Source organism: Herbiconiux sp. FW305-C-125, assembly GCF_058783455.1.
The window spans coordinates 227,862-250,504 of the sequence record NZ_JBYSYO010000004.1; the positions used below are offsets into that span (position 1 = coordinate 227,862).

19 protein-coding genes are annotated in these 22,643 nt (G+C 70.0%); 9 read left to right on the forward strand and 10 right to left on the reverse strand.

The genetic code is table 11. The features are described from left to right. Positions 1-5: 5 nt before the first annotated feature. Both AC3WLB_RS12975 and AC3WLB_RS12980 read left to right on the forward strand, forming a co-directional pair. Positions 6-944, forward strand: a complete 939-nt coding sequence (locus AC3WLB_RS12975) for a zinc-dependent alcohol dehydrogenase (protein WP_492506576.1) — start codon at positions 6-8, stop codon at positions 942-944. After that, positions 931-2,124, forward strand: a complete 1,194-nt coding sequence (locus AC3WLB_RS12980) for an SDR family oxidoreductase (RefSeq protein ID WP_492506578.1) — start codon at positions 931-933, stop codon at positions 2,122-2,124. The genes AC3WLB_RS12975 and AC3WLB_RS12980 overlap by 14 nt, the downstream gene beginning before the upstream one ends. Here AC3WLB_RS12980 and AC3WLB_RS12985 read toward each other — a convergent pair. After that, positions 2,087-3,142 (reverse strand): AI-2E family transporter, encoded by a 1,056-nt coding sequence (locus AC3WLB_RS12985; protein WP_492506580.1) that lies wholly within the window; start codon positions 3,140-3,142, stop codon positions 2,087-2,089. The two genes, AC3WLB_RS12980 and AC3WLB_RS12985, sit on opposite strands and share 38 nt — an antisense overlap. Positions 3,143-3,232: 90 nt before the next feature. Here AC3WLB_RS12985 and AC3WLB_RS12990 point away from each other — a divergent pair, with 90 nt between their 5' ends. Next, a complete protein-coding gene (locus AC3WLB_RS12990; RefSeq protein ID WP_492506582.1) occupies positions 3,233-4,105 on the forward strand; it encodes a VOC family protein in 873 nt (290 codons plus the stop codon). 82 nt (positions 4,106-4,187) lie between these two features. Here the strand turns inward: AC3WLB_RS12990 and AC3WLB_RS12995 are convergent, their stop codons facing one another. Beyond that, positions 4,188-9,638: an ExeM/NucH family extracellular endonuclease gene (locus AC3WLB_RS12995; RefSeq protein ID WP_492506584.1), complete on the reverse strand. Its 5,451-nt coding sequence runs from the start codon at positions 9,636-9,638 to the stop codon at positions 4,188-4,190. Between the two features lie 293 nt (positions 9,639-9,931). Here AC3WLB_RS12995 and purS point away from each other — a divergent pair, with 293 nt between their 5' ends. Genes purS through AC3WLB_RS13015 form a run of 4 tightly spaced genes read left to right on the forward strand, consistent with a single transcriptional unit; the run spans position 9,932 to position 12,214 of the window. Continuing rightward, positions 9,932-10,225, forward strand: a complete 294-nt coding sequence (gene purS / locus AC3WLB_RS13000; RefSeq protein WP_022898349.1) for a phosphoribosylformylglycinamidine synthase subunit PurS — start codon at positions 9,932-9,934, stop codon at positions 10,223-10,225. Continuing rightward, positions 10,222-10,920: a phosphoribosylformylglycinamidine synthase subunit PurQ gene (purQ, locus tag AC3WLB_RS13005; RefSeq protein WP_492506586.1), complete on the forward strand. Its 699-nt coding sequence runs from the start codon at positions 10,222-10,224 to the stop codon at positions 10,918-10,920. The genes purS and purQ overlap by 4 nt, the downstream gene beginning before the upstream one ends. Before the next feature lie 14 nt (positions 10,921-10,934). Then, the gene (locus AC3WLB_RS13010) at positions 10,935-11,537 is read left to right on the forward strand and encodes an SRPBCC family protein (protein WP_492506588.1); all 603 of its coding nucleotides are present in this window, start codon (positions 10,935-10,937) and stop codon (positions 11,535-11,537) included. Further along, on the forward strand, positions 11,534-12,214 hold the full coding sequence (locus AC3WLB_RS13015; RefSeq protein ID WP_492506590.1) for a DUF4166 domain-containing protein: 681 nt from the start codon (positions 11,534-11,536) through the stop codon (positions 12,212-12,214). The genes AC3WLB_RS13010 and AC3WLB_RS13015 overlap by 4 nt, the downstream gene beginning before the upstream one ends. 54 nt (positions 12,215-12,268) lie before the next feature. On the opposite strand, the gene AC3WLB_RS13020 is transcribed toward AC3WLB_RS13015, so the two are convergent. Genes AC3WLB_RS13020 through AC3WLB_RS13030 form a run of 3 tightly spaced genes read right to left on the reverse strand, consistent with a single transcriptional unit; the run spans position 12,269 to position 15,352 of the window. After that, entirely contained in the window at positions 12,269-13,012 is a 744-nt protein-coding gene (locus AC3WLB_RS13020) for a maleylpyruvate isomerase family mycothiol-dependent enzyme (protein WP_492506592.1), read from the reverse strand. After that, the gene (locus AC3WLB_RS13025) at positions 13,009-14,112 is read right to left on the reverse strand and encodes a cupin domain-containing protein (protein WP_022898354.1); all 1,104 of its coding nucleotides are present in this window, start codon (positions 14,110-14,112) and stop codon (positions 13,009-13,011) included. Before AC3WLB_RS13025 ends, AC3WLB_RS13020 begins: the two co-directional genes overlap by 4 nt. Before the next feature lie 55 nt (positions 14,113-14,167). Further along, on the reverse strand, positions 14,168-15,352 hold the full coding sequence (locus AC3WLB_RS13030; RefSeq protein ID WP_492506594.1) for an acyl-CoA dehydrogenase family protein: 1,185 nt from the start codon (positions 15,350-15,352) through the stop codon (positions 14,168-14,170). Positions 15,353-15,606: 254 nt separating this feature from the next. Here AC3WLB_RS13030 and AC3WLB_RS13035 point away from each other — a divergent pair, with 254 nt between their 5' ends. Both AC3WLB_RS13035 and AC3WLB_RS13040 read left to right on the forward strand, forming a co-directional pair. Next, the gene (locus AC3WLB_RS13035; RefSeq protein WP_492506596.1) at positions 15,607-16,218 is read left to right on the forward strand and encodes a flavin reductase family protein; all 612 of its coding nucleotides are present in this window, start codon (positions 15,607-15,609) and stop codon (positions 16,216-16,218) included. Beyond that, a complete protein-coding gene (locus AC3WLB_RS13040) occupies positions 16,215-17,204 on the forward strand; it encodes a zinc-dependent alcohol dehydrogenase (protein ID WP_492506598.1) in 990 nt (329 codons plus the stop codon). Before AC3WLB_RS13035 ends, AC3WLB_RS13040 begins: the two co-directional genes overlap by 4 nt. Before the next feature lie 8 nt (positions 17,205-17,212). Here the strand turns inward: AC3WLB_RS13040 and AC3WLB_RS13045 are convergent, their stop codons facing one another. The 5 genes from AC3WLB_RS13045 to AC3WLB_RS13065 all read right to left on the reverse strand — a co-directional run bounded on the left by AC3WLB_RS13045 (position 17,213) and on the right by AC3WLB_RS13065 (position 22,589). Next, positions 17,213-18,976, reverse strand: a complete 1,764-nt coding sequence (locus AC3WLB_RS13045; RefSeq protein ID WP_492506600.1) for a thiamine pyrophosphate-binding protein — start codon at positions 18,974-18,976, stop codon at positions 17,213-17,215. Further along, positions 18,973-19,809 carry an ABC transporter ATP-binding protein gene (locus tag AC3WLB_RS13050; RefSeq protein WP_022898858.1) on the reverse strand — a complete coding sequence of 279 codons (837 nt, stop codon included), beginning with the start codon at positions 19,807-19,809 and terminating at the stop codon, positions 18,973-18,975. The genes AC3WLB_RS13045 and AC3WLB_RS13050 overlap by 4 nt, the downstream gene beginning before the upstream one ends. A gap of 38 nt (positions 19,810-19,847) precedes the next feature. Continuing rightward, the gene (locus AC3WLB_RS13055) at positions 19,848-20,723 is read right to left on the reverse strand and encodes an ABC transporter permease subunit (protein ID WP_022898859.1); all 876 of its coding nucleotides are present in this window, start codon (positions 20,721-20,723) and stop codon (positions 19,848-19,850) included. Further along, on the reverse strand, positions 20,720-21,520 hold the full coding sequence (locus AC3WLB_RS13060; RefSeq protein WP_492506603.1) for an ABC transporter permease: 801 nt from the start codon (positions 21,518-21,520) through the stop codon (positions 20,720-20,722). The genes AC3WLB_RS13055 and AC3WLB_RS13060 overlap by 4 nt, the downstream gene beginning before the upstream one ends. 61 nt (positions 21,521-21,581) lie before the next feature. After that, positions 21,582-22,589, reverse strand: a complete 1,008-nt coding sequence (locus AC3WLB_RS13065; RefSeq protein WP_492506605.1) for an ABC transporter substrate-binding protein — start codon at positions 22,587-22,589, stop codon at positions 21,582-21,584. Positions 22,590-22,643: the final 54 nt, after the last annotated feature.

The following is a 22,643-nucleotide window of genomic DNA, read 5'->3' on the forward strand; positions in this document are numbered from 1 at the left end:
CGCTGATGGACACGAGGGCCCACCGCGCCTTCGTCGACGAGCTGCCCGAACCGGCGCTCGCCCCCGGCGAGGTGCTCGTGGCCTCGAAGGTGGTGGGGCTCTGCCGCTCCGACATCGAGTTGCTGCACGGCAGCCTCGACGGGCAGCTGCCGGTGCCTGCGCCGATCGTGCCCGGGCACGAATGGAGCGGCGTCGTGGTCGCGGCCGCCGACGACGTCACGGGGTTCTCCCCGGGCGACCGTGTCGTCGGCGAATGCGTCATCGCCGACAACCACTGGTTCGGGTTCAGCTACCACGGCGCCGCGTCGGAGGTCTTCGCGGTCCCCGCCCGGCTGCTGCACCGATTTCCCGACTCGATGGGATTCGATGTCGCCGCGTTGATCGAGCCGTTCACCATCGCCTACAACGCCATCCGCGAGGTCGGCGGCGTTCAGCCGGGCGACACCGCGGTGGTGATCGGAGCCGGGATGATCGGGCTGGCGAGCACCAGCATAGCGCGGGCGATGGGCGCCCGGGTGGTGGTGATCGAGCCGTCCGAGCGGCGGGGCGAGCTCGCGCGGCAGTTGGGCGCGGCCGAGGTCCACGCGTCAGCCGGGGACACGTCGGGCGCCGACCTCGTGATCGAGGCGAGCGGCACGGCGGGCGGCATCGCCAGCACGTTCGGGCTCGCGCGCTTCGGCGGGCGCATCGCGCAGATCGGCATCTGCGGTGACGACGACATCACGGCCCCGTTGCGGCTCATCCAGGCCAAGAACCTCACGGTCCGCGGCGTGACCGGGTCGGCCGGGGTGTGGCCGGAGGCGATCGCCTTCCTGCTGCGTCACGAGATCGACCTGTCGCCGGTGATCACGGCGCGCTTCCCACTCGAACAGCTCGACGACGCGATCGCCGCGACGGCCTCGGGCAACGTCAAGGTGCAGCTGGTGGTCGATGAGCGGGACTGAGCCGGGCGACGACGCCTTGGCCGCCTCGGCCGCCGCGGCCGGCTCGGCCGGCACGGCCGGCTCGGCGGGCGCGCACCCGGTCGCGCTCGTCGCCGGGTCGGGCGGGGTGATCGGGCGGGCGGTGGTCGAGCGGTTCGTCAGGTCGGGCATCCGCACCCGGGGACTGAGCCGGCGGAGGCCTGAACGGGCGGCCGGCTGGGAACACGTCCCGGCCGACCTGCTCGCCCCCGCCGCGACGCGCGACGCGCTGGCCGCGGCGGGGGCCGGCGACACGACGCGACTGGTGTTCGCCGCGTACGTGGAGAAGGCGCATCCGGTCGAGCAGATCGATGCCAATGTGGCGCTGTTGCGGAACGCACTCGACGCCCTGGCTGCCGTCAGGGCGCCGCTAGAGCACGTGACGCTCTATCAGGGCATGAAGTACTACGGGGCGCATCTCGGCGCCTTCGCGACTCCCGCGCGAGAGGACGACCCGCGACTGATCGTGCCGAACTTCTACTACGACCAGGAGGACCTGCTGCAAGCGAGGGCGGCGGAGCGCGGTTTCGCGGTCACGCTGTTCCGGCCCGAAGGCGTGATGGGTCACGCGCAGGGCACACCGATGAACCTGCTGATGGTGCTCGCCGCCTACGTCGCCGTCAGCCGCGAGCTCGGACTGCCGCTGCGCTTCCCGGGCCCGCGGGCCGCCTATGACGGCGTGCTCTACCAGATGTCCGACGCGGCGTTGCTCGCGCGGGCGACCGAGTGGGCGGCCGGCGCATCCGCGGCGCACGGCGAGGCGTTCAACGTCACCAATGGCGACGTCATCCGCTGGCGGCAGCTGTTCACGGCGATCGCCGCGCACTACGGGATGCCGCTCGGCGAGCCGCAGCCGTTCCGGCTCGCCGAGTCGATGCCGTTGCACGAGCCGGTGTGGGATGCGATGGTCGCCCGGCACGGATTGGTGCCGACGCCTTGGGCGACGCTGGTCGACTGGCGGTTCGGCGACGCCATCTTCGGGGCGACCAGCGACAACGTCAGCTCGACGATCAAGCTGCGCCGGGCGGGCTTCGCCGGCTGCCTCGACACCATCGACCGCACGCTCGAACTGCTCGACGACCTCGCGGCGCGCCGCGTCGTGCCGGCGGCCGGCGCCGCCGCGGCTACGCCAGATTCTGGCGCGGCACCACGACCTTCTTGATGATGATCAGAATGGATGCGGTCACCGGGCACGCGATCAACGCACCGAGGAGCCCGAGCAGCGTTCCGCCCACCATCGCGCCGATCAGCACCAGGGAGCCGGGGATGCTGATGGCCTTGCCGACGATGCGCGGGGTCAGCACGTACGCCTCCACCTGCACGTAGACGAGCATCACGATGCCCACGACGAGCGCGGTGCCGGGCGAGGTGAACAGCGACACCACCGTGACGAGCACCAGGTTGATGACGCTGCCGACGAGCGGGATGAGCGTGATGGGAAAGGCGAGGGCCGCCATGATTCCGGCGTAGCGCACCCCGCAGATCGACAGCAGGAGGAAGGTGAACGCCGCGTTCATCGCCGCCAGGATCACCATGCCGCCTAGGTAGGAGCCCACCGACTTCGTGATCTCCTCCGAGATCTCGATGAAGCCCTCCCGCCTTGAGGCCGGCACGAGCGAGTAGACGGCCGCCTTGATGCTCTCGAGCCCGGCGACGAAGTAGAGGGTGAGCACCAGCACGAAGATCACGTTGAAGGTGCCGTTCAGGATGTTCACGCCCACCCTGAAGGCGCCGCCCCCGATCGCGAACCAGGTGTTCGGGTCGCTCGCGGTCTGCTGCAACCACTGCACCGCCGGCGTGAGCGCGCCGCCGAAGCTGTCGTTCAGCGACACGAACCAGTCCTGGGTCTCGATCTCGCCGAAGCCGTGCGGCAGGTACGTGAACAGCTCGGTGAGCTGCTCCACCACGACCGGCACGATCAGCCAGAGCAGCAGGAGCATCAGCACCACGAACCCGGCCATGACGGTGAGCACTGCGAGGGCCCGCGAGAACTTGCGGCGCTCAAGCCACTGCACCACCGGGTAGAGGCCGAGACACACGAAAAGCGCCACGAAGACGAGCGTGAGCGCCGTCGCGAGCGACGACACCGCGAGGCCGAGCAGCAGCGCGAGCAGCACGCCCAGGGTCGCGACGAAACCGAACCGGAACGGACCGCTGGTGAGGAGCTTGGGCATCGCCATGCGCTCAGACTAGGGGTCGCGGACGCGCGGGCGCAGCATCCGCGGCGAGCCGGGAATTTAGTTGTCGTTACAAGTGTTTAATTGACTATCATGACGAACGCATCCGATCTCCTCGCCCCCGACACCGTGATGGGAGCGGTCACCCTCCGCGTGGGCGACCTCGACCGCATGATCGCCTACTACCGCGACGCCGTCACCCTCGACGTCATCGCGCACGAAGGCGACAGCGCGGTGCTCGGGCGCGGCGGGGTGTCCGCCGTCATCCTGCAGCACGCGCCCGAGCTGAAGAACCCGGAGCCGCGATCGGCCGGGCTGTTCCACACCGCCATCCTGTTCGACTCCGAAGCCGCCCTCGCGGCGGCGGTGTACTCGGTGGCGACGCGGTTCCCGCACAGTTTCACCGGGTCATCCGACCACCTGGTGTCGAAGGCGTTCTACTTCGACGACCCGGAGGGCAACGGCGTCGAGCTGTACTGGGACCGCGACCGCACCGAGTGGAGCTGGACCCACGGACAGATCGAGATGTCGACCCTCTTCCTCGACCCCAACGCGTTCCTGCAGCAGAACCTGAGCCCCGAACTCGTCGCCGACCCGCGCGTGGGGAGCGCGGGCGTCGGGCACGTGCACCTCTCGGTGGGTGACGTGGCGCAGGCCCGCGACTTCTACGTCGACACGCTCGGCTTCGAGGTGACGACCGCGTTCGGGTCGCAGGCCCTGTTCGTCTCGGCGGGCGGCTACCACCACCACATGGCGATGAACGTGTGGAACTCGCGCGGCGCCGGGCGACGTCAGCAGACGCTCGGGCTCGGTCAGGTCGAGATCGTGCTGCCGGCCCCCGACGACGTCGCCGCCACCGACGAGCGGATGCGCCACCGCGGCCTCCAGACCGCCAACGACGGCCGCACCGTCACCGTCAGCGACCCCTGGAACAACATCATCCTCCTCCGCCCCGCGTCGGCGTGATGAGTTATTAACGGAATCCGGGGCACCGGGGGCGAAAAGCGCCCCGGTGCCCCGGATTCTGGTGGTTACTCGGGGTGTGCCGCTACTGGCAGACGGTCAGGTCTTCCACCGCCTCGGTGAGCGTGTTCACGCCACCGAGGAGGGTCGCCCGCTCCGCCCCCAGGTCACGGATCTGCGCCAGCGTCTCCGCCGGGACGCAGGTGCCGGGAACCGTGAACAGCGGGGCGTCGACCTGCGGTCCGAAGGCCGAGCCGGCCAGCGCATCCGGGAAGGTGACACCCGTCGCGATGAGCACCCGGCCCGCCTCGTCGAAGTAGTGTGCGTTGATCGCACGCGAGGCCGCGTAGCGGTCGGCACCACCCAGACGCACGGTCTTGGCGATCGACCAGGCGTCTTCGTAGATCCCCGACGAGACCGAGTTCGGCCCGCCCGCGATCACGATGTCCTCCACGCCGAGACCGTCGAGCAGGTCGGTGGTCGCCGCGTCGAGCGACTGCTTCGAGCCGTCCACGAGGATGACCGGAGCCGTGCCCGCGACCGCCGCTCCGGCCGACAGGGCGTCGGCGAAGGTGGCGCCCGAGGTGAGCACGGCGGAGTCGACCTGGTCGGGGAAGGTCGCCTCGGCGACGTTCCGCGAGACCTCGAAGCGGTCGGCACCGGCGATGCGCGTGACGTCGGCGATGGTGCCGAGGTCGGTGGCGATGGCCGCGCTGACCGACTTCTCGCCGCCGACGATCACGATGTCGGCCGGGTCGAGCCGCACGATCTCCGCCCGCACCGCGGCCGGCATGCCGGTCGTGGTGGTGAGCAGGATCGGCGCATCGTCGGCCGCCGCTGCCGGAGCTGCGGACAAGGCGTCGGAGAAGACCTCGCCCGACACGACGTAGACCGTGTCGGCGCCGTCCTTCCAGCCTTCCTTCGAGGTGTTCACCGCGACGTCGTAGCGGGTGGGCCCGTCGATGCGGTCGGTCGCGATCTTCAGCACCTCGACCGGCACGTGCACCACGGTTCCGCTCGGCTGGGCGGTGAGCACGAACTCCCCGGCCCCGGCCGCCGCGTCAGCCGGCACCGTGAGCGACACGGATGCCGCACCGTCGGTGACCGGGATCGGGTCGAACGTCGCGCTCGAACCTGTCCACGTGGCCGTCAGGCTGGTGTTGCGCGGGCTGCCGAGCGAGGTCAGGTCGAGACCAGCCACGTCGAAGCTCACGGTCGAGCCGCTGAGCACCGGCTCGGTCGGCGCACCCGTCACCTCGACGGCCTTGCGGTCGAACTCGGGGCTGAGCCCCTGGTTCGCCTGCAGGTAGGCGATCCACGCGTCGCGGTCGATCAGACCGGAGTCGCGCGCATCCGCACCCTTGGCCAGCTCACGGAAGTTGTCGCCGCCCGAGGTGAGGAAGCTGAACGTTCCGATCCGGTAGCTCGCAGCCGGGTCGATCGGCGCACCGTCGATCCAGATGCCCGTCACGTGCTCGCCCTGCGGCGCCGCGGCGTCGTAGGTGTAGTTCACGTTGTCGGAGAGGCCGAGCTTCAGGAACGGACGCGACGGGATGGTGCCGTCGGGGTTCGTCTGCCACTGCTGCTCGAGCACGGTCTTGAACTGGGCGCCCGTGAGCGACGTGGTCCAGAGGTTGTTCACGAACGGCAGCACCGCGTTCGCCTCCGCGAAGGTGACGACGCCGTCGGTGTTGGCCGGGTTCGACGTCGTGTCGCCGGCGAACCGGAGCTCGTCACGCAGACCGCCCGGGTTGACCACACCGATGGTCGCACCGCCACGATCGGCCGAGCTGAGGCTCGACACCAGCGAGTCGGCGACCAGGTTGCCCAGGGTCGACTCCGACGCACGGTCGTCGCGGTTGCCGCCGGCGTAGCCGGTGGGGCCGTAGGCGCCGCCCAGGAAGGCGGTGGTGATGTCGGCCGTGACCGATCCCACCGGCTGGTTGCCGATGATCGCCGCTGCGGCGAGCGCCGCGTCGGTGATCTCCTTCACCTTCGCCACCCGCGGGTAGTCCGCGACCAGCTTGGCGTCGAGCGCGGCGCTGTTGGCCGCTGTCTCGGCCGGGGTCGCGCCGGTCGCCGCGGCGAGCCGGGGCACGTTCCGCTGGGTGTAGCTCTGCACGTCTCCGGTCGTGGCGTCGACGGTGAGCTTGACGTTGCCGATGTTCTCGCCGTAGTTGCCGGTCTGGAGCACGGGGCGCGTCTTGCCGGTGACACCCGGGATCGGGCCGTCCCACGCGTACTGCTTGTGCGTGTGGCCGGTGAAGATCACGTCGACGGCGGCCGAGGTCTCGGTCACGATCTTCGCGAAGGCACCGCCGGCCGCGATCTCCTGCTCGAGCGAGGCGCCGTCGGGCGTGCCCGCGCCGGCCCCCTCGTGGTAGCTCGCGATGATCACGTCGGCCTCACCGTTCGACTCGTCGCCGTCGGTGAGCTGGGCCGCGACCCGGTTCGTGGCGTCGACCGGGTCACCGAAGTCGAGCGACGTGATGCCACCGGGCGAGACAAGGGTGGTCGTCTCCTCCGTGACGGTGCCGATGACACCGATCGTCAGGCCGTCGACCTCCTCGAGGGCGTACTCGGGCAGCGCCGGGGTGGTCGTGCCCTTCTCGTACACGTTCGCACCGAGGTAGTCCCACTTCGCGTTCGGCGCGTCGGACGGGCCCATGATGCGGTCCACCAGATCGGCGTAGCCCTGGTCGAACTCGTGGTTGCCCACGGCGCTCGTGCGCAGTTCGAGCGCGTTCAGCACGTCGATGGTGGGCTGATCCTTGGCCGAGGCCGAGGCGAACAGCGAGGCCCCGACGTTGTCGCCCGAGGAGACGAAGAGGGTGTTGTCCTCTCCGCCCTCGGCGCGCAGCTGCTCGATGGTTCCGGCGAACTTCACCGTGTTCGCATCGATCCGACCGTGGAAGTCGTTGATGTCGAGCAGGTTGAGGTCGACCGTCGAGGGAGCGGCCTCACCGAACGAATACCCGACGACCACCGGGTCGTGGTCGCTCGAGCGGTAGACGCTCTCGTCGTAGAAGTTGGTCGCGTTGTAGTTGTAGCGGCTGTACTCGAGGGCGATCGACTCGCCGGAGTTGATGTTCCAGATGTCGGTGCCGGTCACCTTCGCGTCGGCCGAGGGCGAGGCGAAGATGTGGTCGAGCGAACCGGAGGCACCGCTGAACGAGTAGCTGTACTTGCCCGACTTGGCACCCTGGTCGACGTACCCCGCGTCCGTGATCGCCACGGCCGGGTCTTCCTTCGAGTAGGCGTTGAAGTCGCCGATCAGGAAGACGTCGCTCGTGCCGAGTTCGGTCTGCAGCTCGTCGGAGAAGCCGAGCAAGGCGTTCGCCTGACGCAGCCGGTCGCCGTTGAAGTACCCCTGCGGCCCGTTGGCGTTGTCGCCCGATGCACTGTCGGAGCTCGACTTCGACTTGAGGTGGTTGACGATGGCGATGAACGCGTCGTCGTCATCCGTCGCCCCGGCCGGCTCGAACTCCTGCGCGAGCGGCTGCCGCGCGTTCGAGAACGCGGGGTCGACCAGCACGTGCGAGTCACCGACGGGCTGCACGGCGTCTTCCTTGTAGATGAAGGCGGTGCGGATGACGTCCTGCTGCGCCACGGGGGGCAGAGCGGATGCATCGGGCGAGGGCACGAAGGCCCACTCGCCCTCACCCTCGGGCAGCGCCGCGTTCAGCGCATCCGTCAGGGTGCTGAGAGCATCGTCGCGGTCGAGGCCGAACTTCACCGAGTTCTCGATCTCCTCGAGCGAGACGACCTCGGCGCCCAGGCCGTTGATGGCCGCGACGATCTTCGCCTGCTGGCGCTGCAGATCCTCGTCCTCCGCGGCACCACGGGCGTCGCAGCCGGTGTTGACCGTCACGGGGTCGCCGTCGCGGTCGACGTAGTACGAGCATCCGGAGAGCGAGTCGCCGGTGGTGGTGAAGTAGTTCAGCACGTTGAAGCCGGCGATCTGGATGTCGCCACCCACCTCCTCGGGAGCCGCGGCGCGCACGTTCGAGAACGTGGCCGGCGCGGTGCCGTCGGCGGTGAGCTGCGTGGTGGGCTGGAACTTCCAGGCGTTGTTGCGGTAGTCGAACACCACGGGTGCAGTGAAGCTCACCGCGGCGCCGACGGTGATCGGTGCCGTGTCGCCCGCCTTCAGGTACGGCAACGGGATGTCCTGGTTGTCGCCCCCGCCGTTCGGCAGGAAGTTGATGCTGGCGCCGTCATCGAGCGTCACCGCGCGGGCGGCGTTGTCGGCCACCGCGGTGTCGTACTCGGCCGTGCCGGGCCGGGCGATCTCGGTGGGCGTGATGAGCGGCGTCGTGCCCGAGGCCAGGCCGATCTCGGCGTACTGGTTGGTGCTGTACGTGTTGCTCACCGTGTAGTCGCCCTGCGGAGCGAGCAGCATGCCCTCGAGCGACTCACGGGCCGAGGCGTCGCGAGGCAACGCCACCGTGGCGGGCTCGGGCGCGGCGACGGTCGACTTGTCGAGCTGCACCAGGCCATCGGCGGAGGTGACGTTGAACTCCGTGAGGCCCTGGAACTCCGTGACCGTGCCGGTGACCTGCACGTAGTCGCCGATGGCGACGGATGCGGCGGTGGCGGCCGAGTAGACGAAGATCGCGTCGGAGGCGGTGTGCGTGGTCAGGTCGACCGCGCCGCCGGTGCCGGGCGTCTGGATGTAGTAGCCGTTGAACCCGCCCGTGGCGTAGGTCGCGGTGACGACACCGGTGGTGGTGACGACGGGCCCCGGGGTGGTGGCGAACGGTGAGGTGTCTCCCGTGCCCTGGAGCTCGGCGATGGTGTGCGCCTCGGGATCGGCCGGGTCGGTGGGATCGGTCGGGTCGGTGGGATCGGTCGGGTCGGTCGGGTCAGTGGGATCGGTGCCGGCGGAGTTCTGCGGGGTGACCGTGGTCGCGACGGAGAAGTCGGCCGAGTTCACGTCGCTGTCGGCGGCGTCGGTGCGGGTCAGCGATTCGGGCACCGAGTTGGCCGCCAGCGCCGGGGTGGCCGTGCCCTCCCAGGTGTTCGAGCCGTAGCCCACGAGGTCGACCACGTCGGCCGTGCCGGCGGCGTCGCCGACGGGCAGGGTGATCGGCGCGGCCGTGTCGGCCAGATAGATGGTGCCGTCGGTGCCCTTGGGGTTGATGGCGTTCGCGACGTCGAGATCGGGAGTGGGCAGGTCGGCACCGGTGGCACCGTTGCCGTTGATCTGCACGAGGTAGTAGCCGTCGGCCGCGATCGTGCCGCTCAGCGCAGCGACGCCGCTCGGCGCACCGGAACCGCTGGTCGCGCGGTATTGCAGCGACCAGCCATCGAGCGACACGTCGGCGTCGCCCGGGTTGAAGAGTTCGACGAACTTGTGGTTGTAGGGGGCGTTCGCTGAGCCGCCCTTGGTGTAGACCTCGTTGATCACGACGCCGGTTCCGTCGACGCTGGCGGAAGCGGACGACGCGACCCCGATGAGAGGCGCCGCGAACAGCGCACCCCCGAGGACCGTCGCGAGAGCCGCTTTCACGGATCTCGTGGCTGACTTTGACATGGATCTCCTAGAGCTCGCGGGTCACGGGGATTCGGCCATGCTAGAAGGCTCCGGTAACGAAAGGAAGAGTAAACATTTCGCGGAGGTTAACTTAGCAGAACTGAACTTATGTCACCCTTACGGGGGTCATAGGCTATCGGCAGGGCAAGCATCCATTCAAGGCTTCGAGGCGAATTTCTGAAGAATTTCACCCTCGAACAGGGGTGGCGGGTGGCGATCGCCCCGAGGCCGAGCCCAGACCGGCGGACGGTAGACTGGCAGCACCTCTTCCCGCCGATCCGCAGGAGCGCTCCGTGCCGAAAATCGTCGTCGACGTCATGCCGAAGGCCGAACTTCTCGACCCCCAGGGCAAGGCCGTGGCCGGCGCCCTCGCCCGCCTCGGCAACGAGCACTTCTCCGCGGTGCGGGTGGGCAAGCGCTTCGAGCTCACGGTCGACGGGCCGGTCGACGAGGCCGTGCTCAGCTCGGTGCGCGAGATCGCCGACGAGCTGCTGTCGAACTCGGTGATCGAAGACGTGGTGAACATCACCGTGGTCGACGAGGCCGGCGAGCACAGCGCCGCCGCGGCATCCGGAGCACTCGCGTGACCCGGGTCGGCGTCGTCACCTTCCCCGGTTCGCTCGACGACCGCGACGCCCAGCGGGCGGTTCGTTTCGCCGGCGGCACGCCGGTGGCCCTCTGGCACGGCGACCACGACCTGCAGGGCGTCGACGCCGTCGTGCTGCCGGGCGGCTTCAGCTACGGCGACTACCTGCGCTGCGGCGCCATCGCGTCGCACTCGCCGATCATGCGCGAGGTCGTCACCGCCGCCGAGCGCGGCGTGCCGGTGCTCGGCATCTGCAACGGCTTCCAGATGCTCACCGAGGCGCACCTGCTGCCGGGCGGCCTCATCCGCAACGATCACGGTTCGTTCATCTGCCGCGACCAGGTGCTGCGGGTCGAGAACGCCTCGACGGCCTGGACGAACGGGTACGCGGCCGGCCAGGAGATCACCGTTCCGCTGAAGAACGGCGAGGGCGGCTACATCGCGTCGGCCGAGACGCTGGAGCGGCTCGAGGGCGAGGGTCTGGTGGCGTTCCGCTACGTCGGCGTCAACCCCAACGGCTCGCTCAACGACATCGCCGGGGCCACGAACGAGCGCGGCAACGTGGTGGGCCTCATGCCTCACCCCGAGCACGCCGTCGAGCCCGGCTTCGGCCCCGACACCGCCGCCGCCATGCGCTCGGGCGTCGACGGCCTCACCATCTTCACCTCGGCCCTGCGCTCCCTCCTCGCCGTCTGAGCCGCACGCAGCCGGTGGGTCGGGGTCGCGGGCTGTACGGCGAGACGCTGATCCACGCCGACCTCGAGACGGTCTGGCGCCTCACGCAAGACCCGGCGCTGCATCCGCGATGGGACCTGCGGTTCAGCGCGATCGAACCGATCGGCACGGATGCGCGTGGCCGCACCCGGTTCCGGTACGAACGCGCGCTGCCGCTGCACCGCATCCGTGGCACCGGAGTCTCGCTCGGCGAACGCACCCGACCCGACGGCACCCGCACGTCAGCGCTCGCCTTCGACACGACCGACCGGTTCTCGCCGTTGCGCAGCGGCCGAGGGTACTGGCGCTATCGGCCCACTCCCGAGGGCGTGCGCTTCATCACGGGGTACGACTACGTGCCCGGATTCGGCCGGCTGCCCGACCTGCTCCTGCGGCCCCTCGTGCTGTGGCTGACGGCGTGGAGCTTCGACCGGCTCCGCATCTGGGCGGAGACCGGCGAACCGCCGGAGCGCTGGCGGCTGCGCTCGGTGCTCGCCTTCTGGCGCGCCGAGCGGCCGCGCGCGGCTCGGTGCCGCACCCGACTCCCACGAGCCGGGGCCATGGCCGATGCCCCGGCCACCTTGGCGGAGCTGGCGTGACCGACTCGATCTTCCGCACCGCTCTGGGCGAGGAGCGCTTCGCGCGCCTGCATCCGATGCTGCAACGGCGCTTCGGGGTCTCGCTCGAAGCCGGCTACGCCTGCATCGGCCGCGGCACGATGGACCTCATCCGGCGCGGGCCGTGGTGGACCGTGCCGTTCCTGCTCGTCGGACGTCTCCGGCACATCCTCGTCGCCGACACCGGAGTGCGGGTTCCCTTCACCATCGAGAACTACCCCTACCGCGACCCGTTCGGCCGTGAGACCGTCACCTTCGTGCGCGAGTACCGGGTTCGACGCCGACCGGCGCGGTTCGACGCGACGATGGTGCTGGATGCCCGGCGCGGCGTCGTGGTCGACTACCTCGGCACCCACCAGCACCTCGCGGTCGACCTCGAGCTCGACGTCGACGAGCAGGGCGGACTCGTGCTGCGCTCCGCCGAGCAACGCTTCTACGAGGGGCCGCTCGCGTTCCGCTTCCCGCTCCTGTTCTCCGGCTCCGCCGAGCTGCACGAGCGCTGGGACGAGGAGCGGAGCGCTTTCCACATCTCGCTCGTGGTGCGAAACCGGGCGCTCGGCTTCCTCTTCGGGTACGAGGGCTGGTTCGAGTGCGAGTTCCCGGCGGCGACGGACGCGCCGGCACGCCTCAAGCCCGTGCGGCACGAGCGGCGGCTCTGACCGGCCGAGGCCGGATCGTGGCCGGATGCGCCAGGGACCACCGGGCGCGATCGCTCACAGCCAGCGGGGCGCCTCCGGAGCGGGCCCACCGGCGCCCGTGGTGACGCCCGCCCGCGATCGTCCGGTCGTCCAGGCGAGGAGCGCCGGGAGGGTGGCCCGGATGCGCTCCGCCGGCTGAGCGGTCGACCCCGCGGCCCTGAACTCCTCCCCGGTCGCGGCGTCCACGAGCACGTACTCGATCGAATCGCGCGATGACCAGGTGGTGAGCACCTCACCGATGAGGCGGCGCGCGACGTGCGCCGGCACATCCTCGAATCGGCCGCCGTTGCCGAGGTCGATCGCGTGCAACCACACCTCGCGCGACCGCAGCCACACCGTCTCCGACACCGGCACCTCGCGGCCCTGGGCCGTGCGCACCACGAACGACCAGCGCTCCACCGGAAGGTCGCGCCACGCGACGTCCAAGGCGATGGCGGCGTGATCGGAGAGGTGACGCAGCGCCCGGGGCGCGAGGGTGGCGCCGAAGGAGATCTCGCTCGCCCGTGCGTCGGGCGACGAGTACATGGGTGACGGGACGCCGCTCTCGGCCCAGTCGACCAGACGGTTCAGCCCGCGGGCGTTGTAGCCGACGTGCGCGATGACGTGCGCGCGGGTCCACCCCGCCAAGCGCGACGGCTCGAGCAGCTCCGCATTGCGGAGTTCGTTGAGCTTGCGGCTGAAATAGGCCTGACCGAGCCGCACGTCACGCAGGTCCGAGAGCACCGCCGGATCGGTCGCCCGGTCGGTGAGAACGGTCATCGTTCGCGGCCCGCGACGTACGAGCGCTCGAAGCTCAGCCGTTCGATGACCGGGGCGTCGGAGAACCGGAACAGGTCGAGCTGGGTCTCGGCGCGGAACTCCCACGGCTCCCAGGAGGGCACCACCACGAGGTCGCCCTTCTCCAGGGTCCAGGTCTCACCCGCCACCGCCATCTCGCCGCGGCCCTCGAACACCTGCCACACCGAGGAGCCCACCTCCTGCCGGCTGGGCGTCTGCGTGCCCGCCCGCAGCCGGTGGAACTCGGCGCGGAGGGTGGGCATGACGTCACCCCCGTTGGTCGGATTGGTGAAGCGGATGCCCGCGTGGCCCTGTTCGACGGTGGCCGGGAAGCCCTCCTCCTCCAGCAGCAACTGCTCGCGCAGCGCGCGGTCGGTGTGCTCCCAGCGGTAGGCGGCGATCGGCGAGTTGACGTGCGAGTCGAGACCGGAGAGCGGGCGGAGGCCCGGGTTCGCCCACAGCCGCTCGGCACGGGAGACCGATGGCGTCGAGTAGTCGGTGACGCGCTCCGTGCCGAACTCGAAGAAGCCGACGTCGAGATGCTCGGCCAGCGGGACGTCCAGCCCGTCGATCCAGGCCATGGGCTGATCGGTCTCGTTGTGATGCCCGTGGAAGTTCCAGCCCGGCGTGAGTAAGAAGTCACCCCGGCGCATCGCGACCGGATCGCCGTTGACCACCGTCCACACGCCTTCCCCCTCGACGACGAAGCGGAACGCGTTCTGCGAATGCCGGTGCTCGGGTGCCGTCTCGTGCGGCCCGAGATACTGGATCGCGGCCCAGATGGTGGGGGTGGCGTACGGGCGTCCGTTCAGCCCCGGGTTGGCGAGCGCGATCGCCCGCCGCTCGCCACCACGCCCCACCGGGACGAGATCGCCGGAGCGAGCGGCGAGCGGCAGCAGCTCGTTCCACCGCCAGACGCACGGCTGCGCCTTCGAACGCGGCACGTCGGTCATCACCTCGCCGAGCTGGGTCCACAACGGGCTGAGATTCTTTGCGGCGAAGTCCGCGTACAGACGGCTGAGCTCAGGGCTCTCGCCGTCCATCGCGTTCTCGACGTCGTTCATCGTGTTGTGGTCGGTCATCCGAACTCCTTCGTTCTGCCAGAGCGGGGCCGCGCAGCGGGCTTCCACGGCGCGCTCAGATCAGCTGGAAGTGCACCCACTTCTGCCCCTCGGCGAGGCCGGCGAGCTGCCGTCCGGCCGACTGCAGGATGATCGGCGACGACGAGATGTGCTGCGTGCCGGCGTGCACGTCGCGGTACAGCCGCTGGAGCGTACCTCTCCGCAGGGCGTCGCTACCGGCGCTGCGGTAGACGAATCCGGAGATCTGGTCGAGTTGCTCGGTGGCGTTGCAGAGCGCGGCACGGTTCAACGTCTCCAGGCGCACCGACATCCGGTCGCCCTCGGCGAGCACGCCCTCGATCTCCTCCCACACGTCGTAGAGCAGGGCCTGGGCCGAGCGGAGCTTCAGCTCGGCGATGGCGTACTGCTCATGGAAGCTCGCGTTCTCGGCCGACGACCCCGCGCGGCCGGCCTTGGCACGCACGGTGGCGGCGAGCTCGTCGAGCAGGCGCCGGCCGACTCCGATGGCCCAGGCGCCGTGGTTGATGCTCGCGAAGTTGCCGATGCCCACCCGGTACAGCGATCCGCCGGTGACCGGCTCCACGCTCAGCGAGGGGTAGCTCATCTCCGTCGGCACGAACACGCCGTCGAGCGAGTAGTCGATGCTGGCGGTGCCGCGGAGACCGAGCACGTCCCAGTTGTCGACGAAGTCGACCTGATCGACCGGCACGATGAAGAAACGCGTCGTCCCGGACGTGGTGTCGGCGGCGGCGGTGTGCAGGTGGGTCGCGTGCTTGATGCCCGAGGCGAACGACCACTGGCCGCTCACCCGGTAGCCGCCGTCGACGGGCTCGGCTCGGCCGGCCCGGGTGCCCTGTCCGGCGATGCCGAGCCGCGGGGTCCGGAAGAGTTCCTCGGCCGCATCCCGCTCGAAGAAGGCGCCGGCGAGACCGGTCGACATCGCGAGCGCCATCGTGACCCAGCCCGTGGACGGGTCGGCGTAGGAGAGTGTGCGGTAGACGTCCATCGCCTGCCGCGGGGTCATCTCGCTGCCGCCGAGCTCGCGCGGCGTGATCACGCCGATCGCGCCGCTGTCGTACAGGGCCTCGACCACCGGTTCGGCGATCCGGCCGTCGATGTCGTTCTGCGGCCCGTGGGCGTCGACCAGGTCGTGCAACCCGCTCACCGCGGTGAGGACCTCGCTCGCGCTCGGCGCGCCGTCGGTGGACGCGAGGGTCCGGCGCTCGGCCAGCTCGGTCATGGTGAACTCCAATGTTCGTGGCGAAAGTACTCCTGGTGACGCTAGCCCGGCCCGGAATGTGCTGAACAGATGTCGTTGATAGGCATTCGCGGCGGAGTGAGAGCGATTGGTTATCGCGCCTGTCGCCCGTCGGCGGCGATCACCGGGCGCTATCACTGGCAGCGAACGGATATTGGAGAAGCGATCACGAAACGCGTAGACCTGGAGATCAGGAGCAGCGGTCATTGCCGACCGCTCGACGAAAGGTCACTTCGATGTCCATCACCGCACCCGCAACACCCCCCTCGCTCGCAGGCCAGTCCGACGAGCTCACCGCAGCCGACTTCCGGGCGGTCTGCTCGAGCTTCGTGACCGGTGTGACCGTCGTCACCGCGCGCTCGGCCGGCGGCGTGCACGGCAGCACCGTCAACTCCTTCACCTCTCTCTCCACCTCGCCGCCGCAGATCATCGTCTGCCTGGCGCGCACCACGGCGACGCTCGGCCACGTGCTCGCCAGCGGCAAGCTGGCCGTGAACATCCTGTCGCACGACCAGGAGCAGGTCGCCCGCGTGTTCGCGTCGAAGGAGAGCGACAAGCTCGGCCGCGTCGACTGGACGACCGGCACGAACGGGGCACCCCTCCTCTCCGGCTCGATGGCCTCGCTGGAATGCACGGTGACCGATGTGCAGGAACAGTCGACGCACATGCTGATCGTCTGCCAGGTCACCCGGGCCGTGCACGAGCCGGCCGCCGCGCCGCTCGTGTTCTTCCGCAGCGCGATGACCGCGGGCGAAGCCCTGCAGACCTCGGCGCTCGAGCGGGCGGCCGCGCGGGCCGCGGCGACCGTGGCGGCCGGGGCGGCGACTCCGGTCGCGGACGCCCGGTGAGGGCACTCGTCTGGCGCGGACCCTTCGTGCACGAACTCGCAGAACTCGACCGCCCGGCCGCGGGTACGGGCGAGGTTCTTATCGAGGTCGCTCGCGTCGGCATCTGCGGCTCCGACGTCACCGCGCACAAGGGCGTGATGGGCATCTCCAAGCCGGGTGCCGTCCGTGGCCACGAATTCGCGGGAACGGTGGCGGATGCCGGCGCTTCCGCGCTCACCGTCGGCACCCGCGTCAGCGTCGATCCCGTCGTCCCGTGCGGACGCTGCCGGGCCTGCGCCGAGGGGCGGACGAGCTCGTGCTCCGACATCCGGATCGTGGGGGTGCACCGGCCCGGGGGCTTCGCGACCTTCGCTGTGGTACCGGCTCGCAACGCCCATCCGGTGCCCGACACCCTTTCCTGGGAGGCTGCAGCCACGGCCGAACCGCTCGCGCAGGCCCGCCACGACGTGCGCCGCGCCGCCGAGCTCGGTCCCGTGGGGGACTGTCTGGTGATCGGCAGCGGCTCGATCGGTGTGCTGATCGTGCACGCTCTGCGGCTCGAAGGAGCGACGAGCATCACCGTCGTCGATCCGGTCGCATCGAAGCACGCAGCCGCGCTCGGCGCCGGCGCCACCGGCTGCGTGACGGACGTCGACGCCCTCGCCGCGGCATCCTTCGACACCGTCTTCGACGTCGTCGGTGTGCCGGCGACCCGGGGTGCGGCGATCGCCCGCGCGCGCAACGGCGGCACCGTCGTGGCCGTCGGCCTCGGTGCCGACGAGGTGGCGGTGCCCTGGTTCGACCTCGTGCGCCGTGAGGTCACGGTGCGCGGAGCGAATTGCTTCACGGCCGAAGACTTCGCCACGGCGCTGAGCTGGCTCATCGACGGCACCGTCACCCTCGCGGACGACCACCGGGTCGTCGACCTGGCGCGCGGCGCAGAGGTGTTCGCCGGAATCGTCGATCACAGCGATCCGTTCGCGGGCAAGACCTTCTTCGCGCCCTGAGCGACCTGTCAGACGTGCGCGTAGATCGGCGAGCGCACCGTGCGGGTCAACCGGGCGTCGACCACGAACGGTCCACGAGACCGGTCCCACGAAGCGAGTGCCGGTTCGAGATCGTCGATCGCCTGCACCACGGCGCTCTGCGCGCCCATGCCTGCGGCCAGGGCGGCGATGTCGCCGTAGCCGAAGATCGCCTGCTCGACCGGCACGCCCCAGTCCTGCATGTGCACGAGCTCAGATCCGGCGGCGCCGTCGTTCATGCACACCACCAGCAGCGGCACGCGCTCGCGCACGACGGTCTCGAGGTCGCCGAGGGTCATGTAGAGACCGCAGTCCCCGATGAAGAGGACCGATGTGGTCCCCGGGTCGGCGACGGCGCTCGCGAAGCTCGCCGCAAGGGCACTGCCGACCGCGCCGAAGTCGGGCATCCAGATCAGTGAACGGGGCTGCCGATGGCGGAGGTAGAGCATCGGGAACGCCCCGAAGTGCCCGTTGTCGACGACGATGCGGCGCCGGCGGGGCAGCAGCCGCTCGAGCTCCAGACTGAGCACGCGCGGGTCGAGCAGACCTCCGCCCGAACGGTCGTCGTCGCGGGCCACGCCTTCCGGGGCGAGGGGCTCGAGAACCCGCGGGCGTCGTCCGCGGGCGCGCAGCTCCGCCACCAGAGCGGATGCTCCGGCACGCGCGTCGGCGTCGATCACGACGGTGGCGGCGGCGCCCTCGATTGCGCCGGTCGCGGGATCGACGGATGCCCGGCGAACGATGTCGGCGGGGGTCGAGATGGCAGCGGTGGGCGCGGCGTCGATGCGCACCACGGTGCGCCCCCGGGTGAACTCGCCCTTGCGGGTCTGGAAGGTGTTGAGCGACACGCCGACGGCGATCAGGCAGTCCGCGCGCTCGATCAGTCGTTCGGTCTCACCGATCGAGAAGCCGCCGAAGGCCCCGATGACGGCCGGGTGCTCACCGAGCGCCCCCGACGCCGGAACCGAGGTCGCGACGCGAGCACCGAGCAGTTCGGCGAGCTCGAGCACCTCGGCGGAGGCATCCGCCTCCACCACTCCTCGGCCAACCACGATCAGCGGCGCGGCCACCCGCTCGACGGCGTCCGCCGCCGCCGCGACCTGGGCGGCCGACGGCTCCGCGGCCGCCACGGCGACGTCGACGGCGCCCTCACCGTGCGCGGCGGCGCGAACCGCGGCCGCGAGCGGCTCGGCGGTCACCTTGTCGAGGCCGGCCGGCATCACGAATGCGATCGCGCGCCGCTCCGTCCGTGCTCGCTCGATCGTCTCGATCAGCCGGGCACCGGCATCCGCACCGTCCGCTCGGACGCTCAGGATACCGAGCGGGTCGAGCAGCGCCTCGGGAGCGAGAGCCTGCATGCCGCCCGCGAACGGGAACCGCGCGGGGTCGAGATTGGACGAGTCGCTCACCAGCAGCACCATCGGGCTGCGGCCGCGATCGGCCGTGAGCATCGCCGTGATCGTGTTCGTGAAGCCGGGGCCCTGCGTCACGGTGGCCCAACCGAGTCGCCCGGTGCTCCTGGCGTAGCCGTCGGCGGCGCCGATCGCGCCGTTCTCGTGCCGCAGATGGTGGATGGCGACCCCGTGCTCCGCATCGAGGTGGTGCACCAGCCACAGATTTCCGGCGCCCATCAGGGTGAACAGGTGGTCGCATCCTGAGGCGGCCATGATCTCGGCGAGCTGTTGGGCGACGGTCTGCGGAGCACCGGACGGCTCCGCCTCAGCCCCGACCGCACCGGCGGCGGCGACGCTCATGCCGCGTGCGGTGCGTGCGGCATGACGAGGTCGAGCAGATGCCGCCGGAGGCCCAGGAACTCGTCGCTCGCCCGGGTGGCGACCTGCTCGCGCTGGCGCCCGAGCGGAACGTCGACCACCTCTCGCACCCGGCTCGGCGAGCCGGAGAGCACCACGATGCGGTCGGAGAGGTAGATCGCCTCGTCGATGTCGTGCGTCACGAGCACCACGGTGATGCCGAGGTCGCGTCGCACGCTGAGGATGAGGTCCTCGAGGTCGAAGCGGGTCTGGGCGTCGACCGACGCGAACGGCTCGTCCATCAGCAGCAGGTCGGGCTGGTAGGAGAGCGCGCGGGCGATGGCGACGCGCTGCTGCATGCCCCCCGAGAGCTCCCACGGGTACTGCTTCTCGACGTGGCCGAGACCCACGCTGGCGAGGATCTCGCTGACCCGGCGGGTGCGCTGCGCCTTCGGCACCCCGCGTGCGGCCAGCGGCAGACCCACGTTCTTGGCGTTGGTGAACCACGGGTAGAGCGAGCGACCGTAGTCCTGGAACACCAGACCGAGCTGGTCGGGCACCGCGGTCAGCGGCGCTCCCTCGAAGGCGAGTTTTCCGGAGCTGGGTTTGGCCAGTCCCGAGATGCAGCGCAGGAGTGTGGTCTTGCCCGCGCCCGAGGGGCCGACGATGCAGACGAACTCACCCTTGGTCACCGAGAAGCTCACATCGTCGATCGCCGTCTTGGCCTGTGGCTTGCCCTCGTTGTAGATCTTGCGCAGGCCTTCGACGCTGAGCACCTCGGAGCCGGCGGCGCGGGACTCGGCGGACGGCGTGGGCGACACGGTGGACTGGGACATGACGGGTTCTCCGGTTTCGTGGATGGCGGCGGGGAGGTTCAGGAGTTGCCGAGCGCGCGCGACCGGTAGTACCAGCGCAGCACGAATCGTTCGATCAGCACGAACAGGTAGTTCGCCACCGTGCCGATGATGGCGAGGGTGAGGATGCCCGTCCACATCGTGGTGACGGCGAAGACGGTCTGGGCCTGCAGGATGAAGTACCCGATGCCCTCCTTCGCGGCCACCATCTCGGTGACGACCATGAGGATGATGGAGGTCTGCAGACTCGCCCGGAGGCCCGCCGCGATCTGCGGTCCCGCTCCCGGGAGCACGAGCGAGAACAACACCCGCGGCGGACTCAGCTTCATCGCGCGAGCGGTGTCGAACTTCACCTGGTCGATGCCGCGCATGCCGTCGAGCGTGTTGAGCAGGGTGGGCCAGATGGCGCCGAAGGAGATCAACGCGATCTGACGCAGTTCACCGATGCCGAAGAGGGCGATCATCGCGGGCAGGAGCGCGGGCGCCGGCAGCACGTAGAGGAAGTAGACGATGGGGTTCGACACGCGCCGCATCGGCGGGAACCGCCAGAGCAGGGTGCCGAACACCAGGCCGATCGCGGCGCCGCCGACGTAGCCGAACAGCAGGTTGCGCAGGCTCGACGCCAGCTGGAACTTGGCGTCGCCGATCACCCACTGGTTCCACCACTCCTCGAGGATGCGGCTGAGCGGCGGAAAGAAGGGGGAGGTGCTGGATGCCGAGAGGAACCACCACAGCACGAGCAGCACGATGGGCAGCCAGACGGCGATGAGCACCCGCCGCAGCACGCTGCCGGGGGTACGGGTGCGCCGATCGGTGACGAGCAGATCGGTGGTCTCGCCGATCGATGGGCCGTCGGCGCGCTCGGGGGCGACGGTGGGCAGGGTGGTCTGGCTCACTTGAGTGCTCCCTCGGCGTTGGAGCGGATGTTCCGCTGCGACTCGTGCCAATGCATGACGTTGCGCTCGAGCAGGAAGAAGGCGCCGGTGAGCACGATCCCGAGCAGGCCCGCCGTCAGCAGGTAGGCGTACATGACCGGGTAGGCCGTCATCCCGCCGTTCTGCGCCTGCAGGATGTTGCGGCCGATCCCCGCCGCGCCGCCCACGAGTTCGGAGACGACCGCGAGGATGAGGGCCGACGCGGAGGCGATCCGGAGTCCGGTGGCGATGTACGGCGAGGCGCTCGGGATGGTGACGACGACGAAGCGGCGCACGCCCCGCACCCCGAGGGCCCGCGCCGTGTCCAGGACGACCGGATCCATCGACCGCACCCCGTAGATCACCTGGATGACGAGCGGCCAGAACACGCCGAAGCTGATCAGGAACACCTTCATCGGCAGTGTCGAGCCGAGCACCAGGATGACCAGCGGCAGGATGGCGATGGCAGGGATCGCCTTGAAGATCTCGATCACGCTGGCCGCGCTGCGGAACGCGAAATCGTTGAACGCCAGCGCCGAGCCGATGGTGATCGCCAGCACGCTGGCGATCACCATCCCCAGGAACCAGGCCTGGACGGTCGAACCGATGGAGATCCAGTACGCCGGGGTGGCGATCGCCTTGCCGAGGGCGAGGAGAGTGTCCACCATCGTCGGGAACTGGTCGGGCCGGAACAACCCGCCCGCGGTCACGAGCTGCCAGAGCAGCAGGGCCGCGACGACGGCGGCCGCCGGGGCCAGCCACCGGTACGACCGGCTCATCCTTGCATTCATCGTCCTGGAATCCTCTTCGACTCGGGCTGGTGCGGGCTGGGGCGGAGAACTAGTTGTTCTTCTCCAGCGCCCCCGGCCACACGAGCTCCGTCACGTCGAGCTCCTTCGTCTGGCCGGCGTACTTCGTGAGCAGTTCCTGCGCCTTCTCGAACCCTTCGGTGTTCACGTACGGGTTCGACCCGGTGTTCCACTTCGCCGCCTTGGCGGCCTCCTCGGTGAGGTTGAGGTTCGTCACCAGCGTCTCCTTGGCCTTGTCGATGTTCTCCGAGGCGTACTCCTGCGACTCCACCATCGCTGCGGCGAAGGCCTCGACCGTGTCGGGGTTCTGGTCGATGTAGTTCTGGCTGGTGGTGTAGAGGCCCACGGCCATGTCCGGGAAGGTCTCGACGTTGGGCTTGCCGATGATCGTGGCGCCCACGCCCTCGGCCTCGGCGATGAACGGCGCCTGCACGACGGCGGCGTCGATGTCGCCCGCAGCCAGTGCCGCCGGCATCTGCCCGAACGGCAGCTGCACGAGGTTGATCGATGTCGTGTCGACGCCCTCCTTGGCCGCCATGTCCCACGCCGCGAGCGTGTTCAGCGAGGAGAGACCGATCACACCGAGGGTCTTGCCGCCGAGGTCTCCGGCGGAGGCGATCCCGGAGTCCGGGCCGGCCACGAGCGCGTTGCCCTCGTCGGGCTCCTCCGTGGCCTTCTGCTGCCCCTCGACCGTTGCGACGGCCCGGATCGGGATGTCGTTGAGGTTGGCGTTGATGACGTGCACCACGGTGGCGAATCCGAAGTCGTACTGGCCGCTCGCCACGCCCGAGATGATGGCGGCGACGTCGGTCTGCGGCACCAGCTCGACCTCCAGGCCGTGCTCGGCGAAGATGCCGTCCTGGATGCCCAGGTAGATCGGCGCCGTCTGGGCCGAAGGGTTGGTGGCGACGGTGATCTTCGTCAGCTCGCCGGAGCCGGCGGCGGAGTCCGTGCCGGCGTCGGAGCTGCCGGCACAGCCCGCGAGCAGCGCCGTCGCTGCCACGAGTGCGCCGGCGGCGAGAAGTGATTTCCTAGACATTCGCGATGTCCCTTCGATAGGTGTGGGTGCTGGAGTCGCTCGTGGTCGAGGCCA

Coding starts and splice junctions, on each gene's coding strand:
- AC3WLB_RS12975 (WP_492506576.1), top strand. CDS start 6: ATGGACACGAGGGCCCACCGCGCCTTCGTCGACGAGCTGCCCGAACCG.
- AC3WLB_RS12980 (WP_492506578.1), top strand. CDS start 931: ATGAGCGGGACTGAGCCGGGCGACGACGCCTTGGCCGCCTCGGCCGCC.
- AC3WLB_RS12985 (WP_492506580.1), bottom strand. CDS start 3,142: ATGGCGATGCCCAAGCTCCTCACCAGCGGTCCGTTCCGGTTCGGTTTC.
- AC3WLB_RS12990 (WP_492506582.1), top strand. CDS start 3,233: ATGACGAACGCATCCGATCTCCTCGCCCCCGACACCGTGATGGGAGCG.
- AC3WLB_RS12995 (WP_492506584.1), bottom strand. CDS start 9,638: ATGTCAAAGTCAGCCACGAGATCCGTGAAAGCGGCTCTCGCGACGGTC.
- AC3WLB_RS13020 (WP_492506592.1), bottom strand. CDS start 13,012: ATGACCGTTCTCACCGACCGGGCGACCGATCCGGCGGTGCTCTCGGAC.
- AC3WLB_RS13025 (WP_022898354.1), bottom strand. CDS start 14,112: ATGACCGACCACAACACGATGAACGACGTCGAGAACGCGATGGACGGC.
- AC3WLB_RS13030 (WP_492506594.1), bottom strand. CDS start 15,352: ATGACCGAGCTGGCCGAGCGCCGGACCCTCGCGTCCACCGACGGCGCG.
- AC3WLB_RS13035 (WP_492506596.1), top strand. CDS start 15,607: ATGTCCATCACCGCACCCGCAACACCCCCCTCGCTCGCAGGCCAGTCC.
- AC3WLB_RS13045 (WP_492506600.1), bottom strand. CDS start 18,976: ATGAGCGTCGCCGCCGCCGGTGCGGTCGGGGCTGAGGCGGAGCCGTCC.
- AC3WLB_RS13050 (WP_022898858.1), bottom strand. CDS start 19,809: ATGTCCCAGTCCACCGTGTCGCCCACGCCGTCCGCCGAGTCCCGCGCC.
- AC3WLB_RS13060 (WP_492506603.1), bottom strand. CDS start 21,520: ATGAGCCGGTCGTACCGGTGGCTGGCCCCGGCGGCCGCCGTCGTCGCG.
- AC3WLB_RS13065 (WP_492506605.1), bottom strand. CDS start 22,589: ATGTCTAGGAAATCACTTCTCGCCGCCGGCGCACTCGTGGCAGCGACG.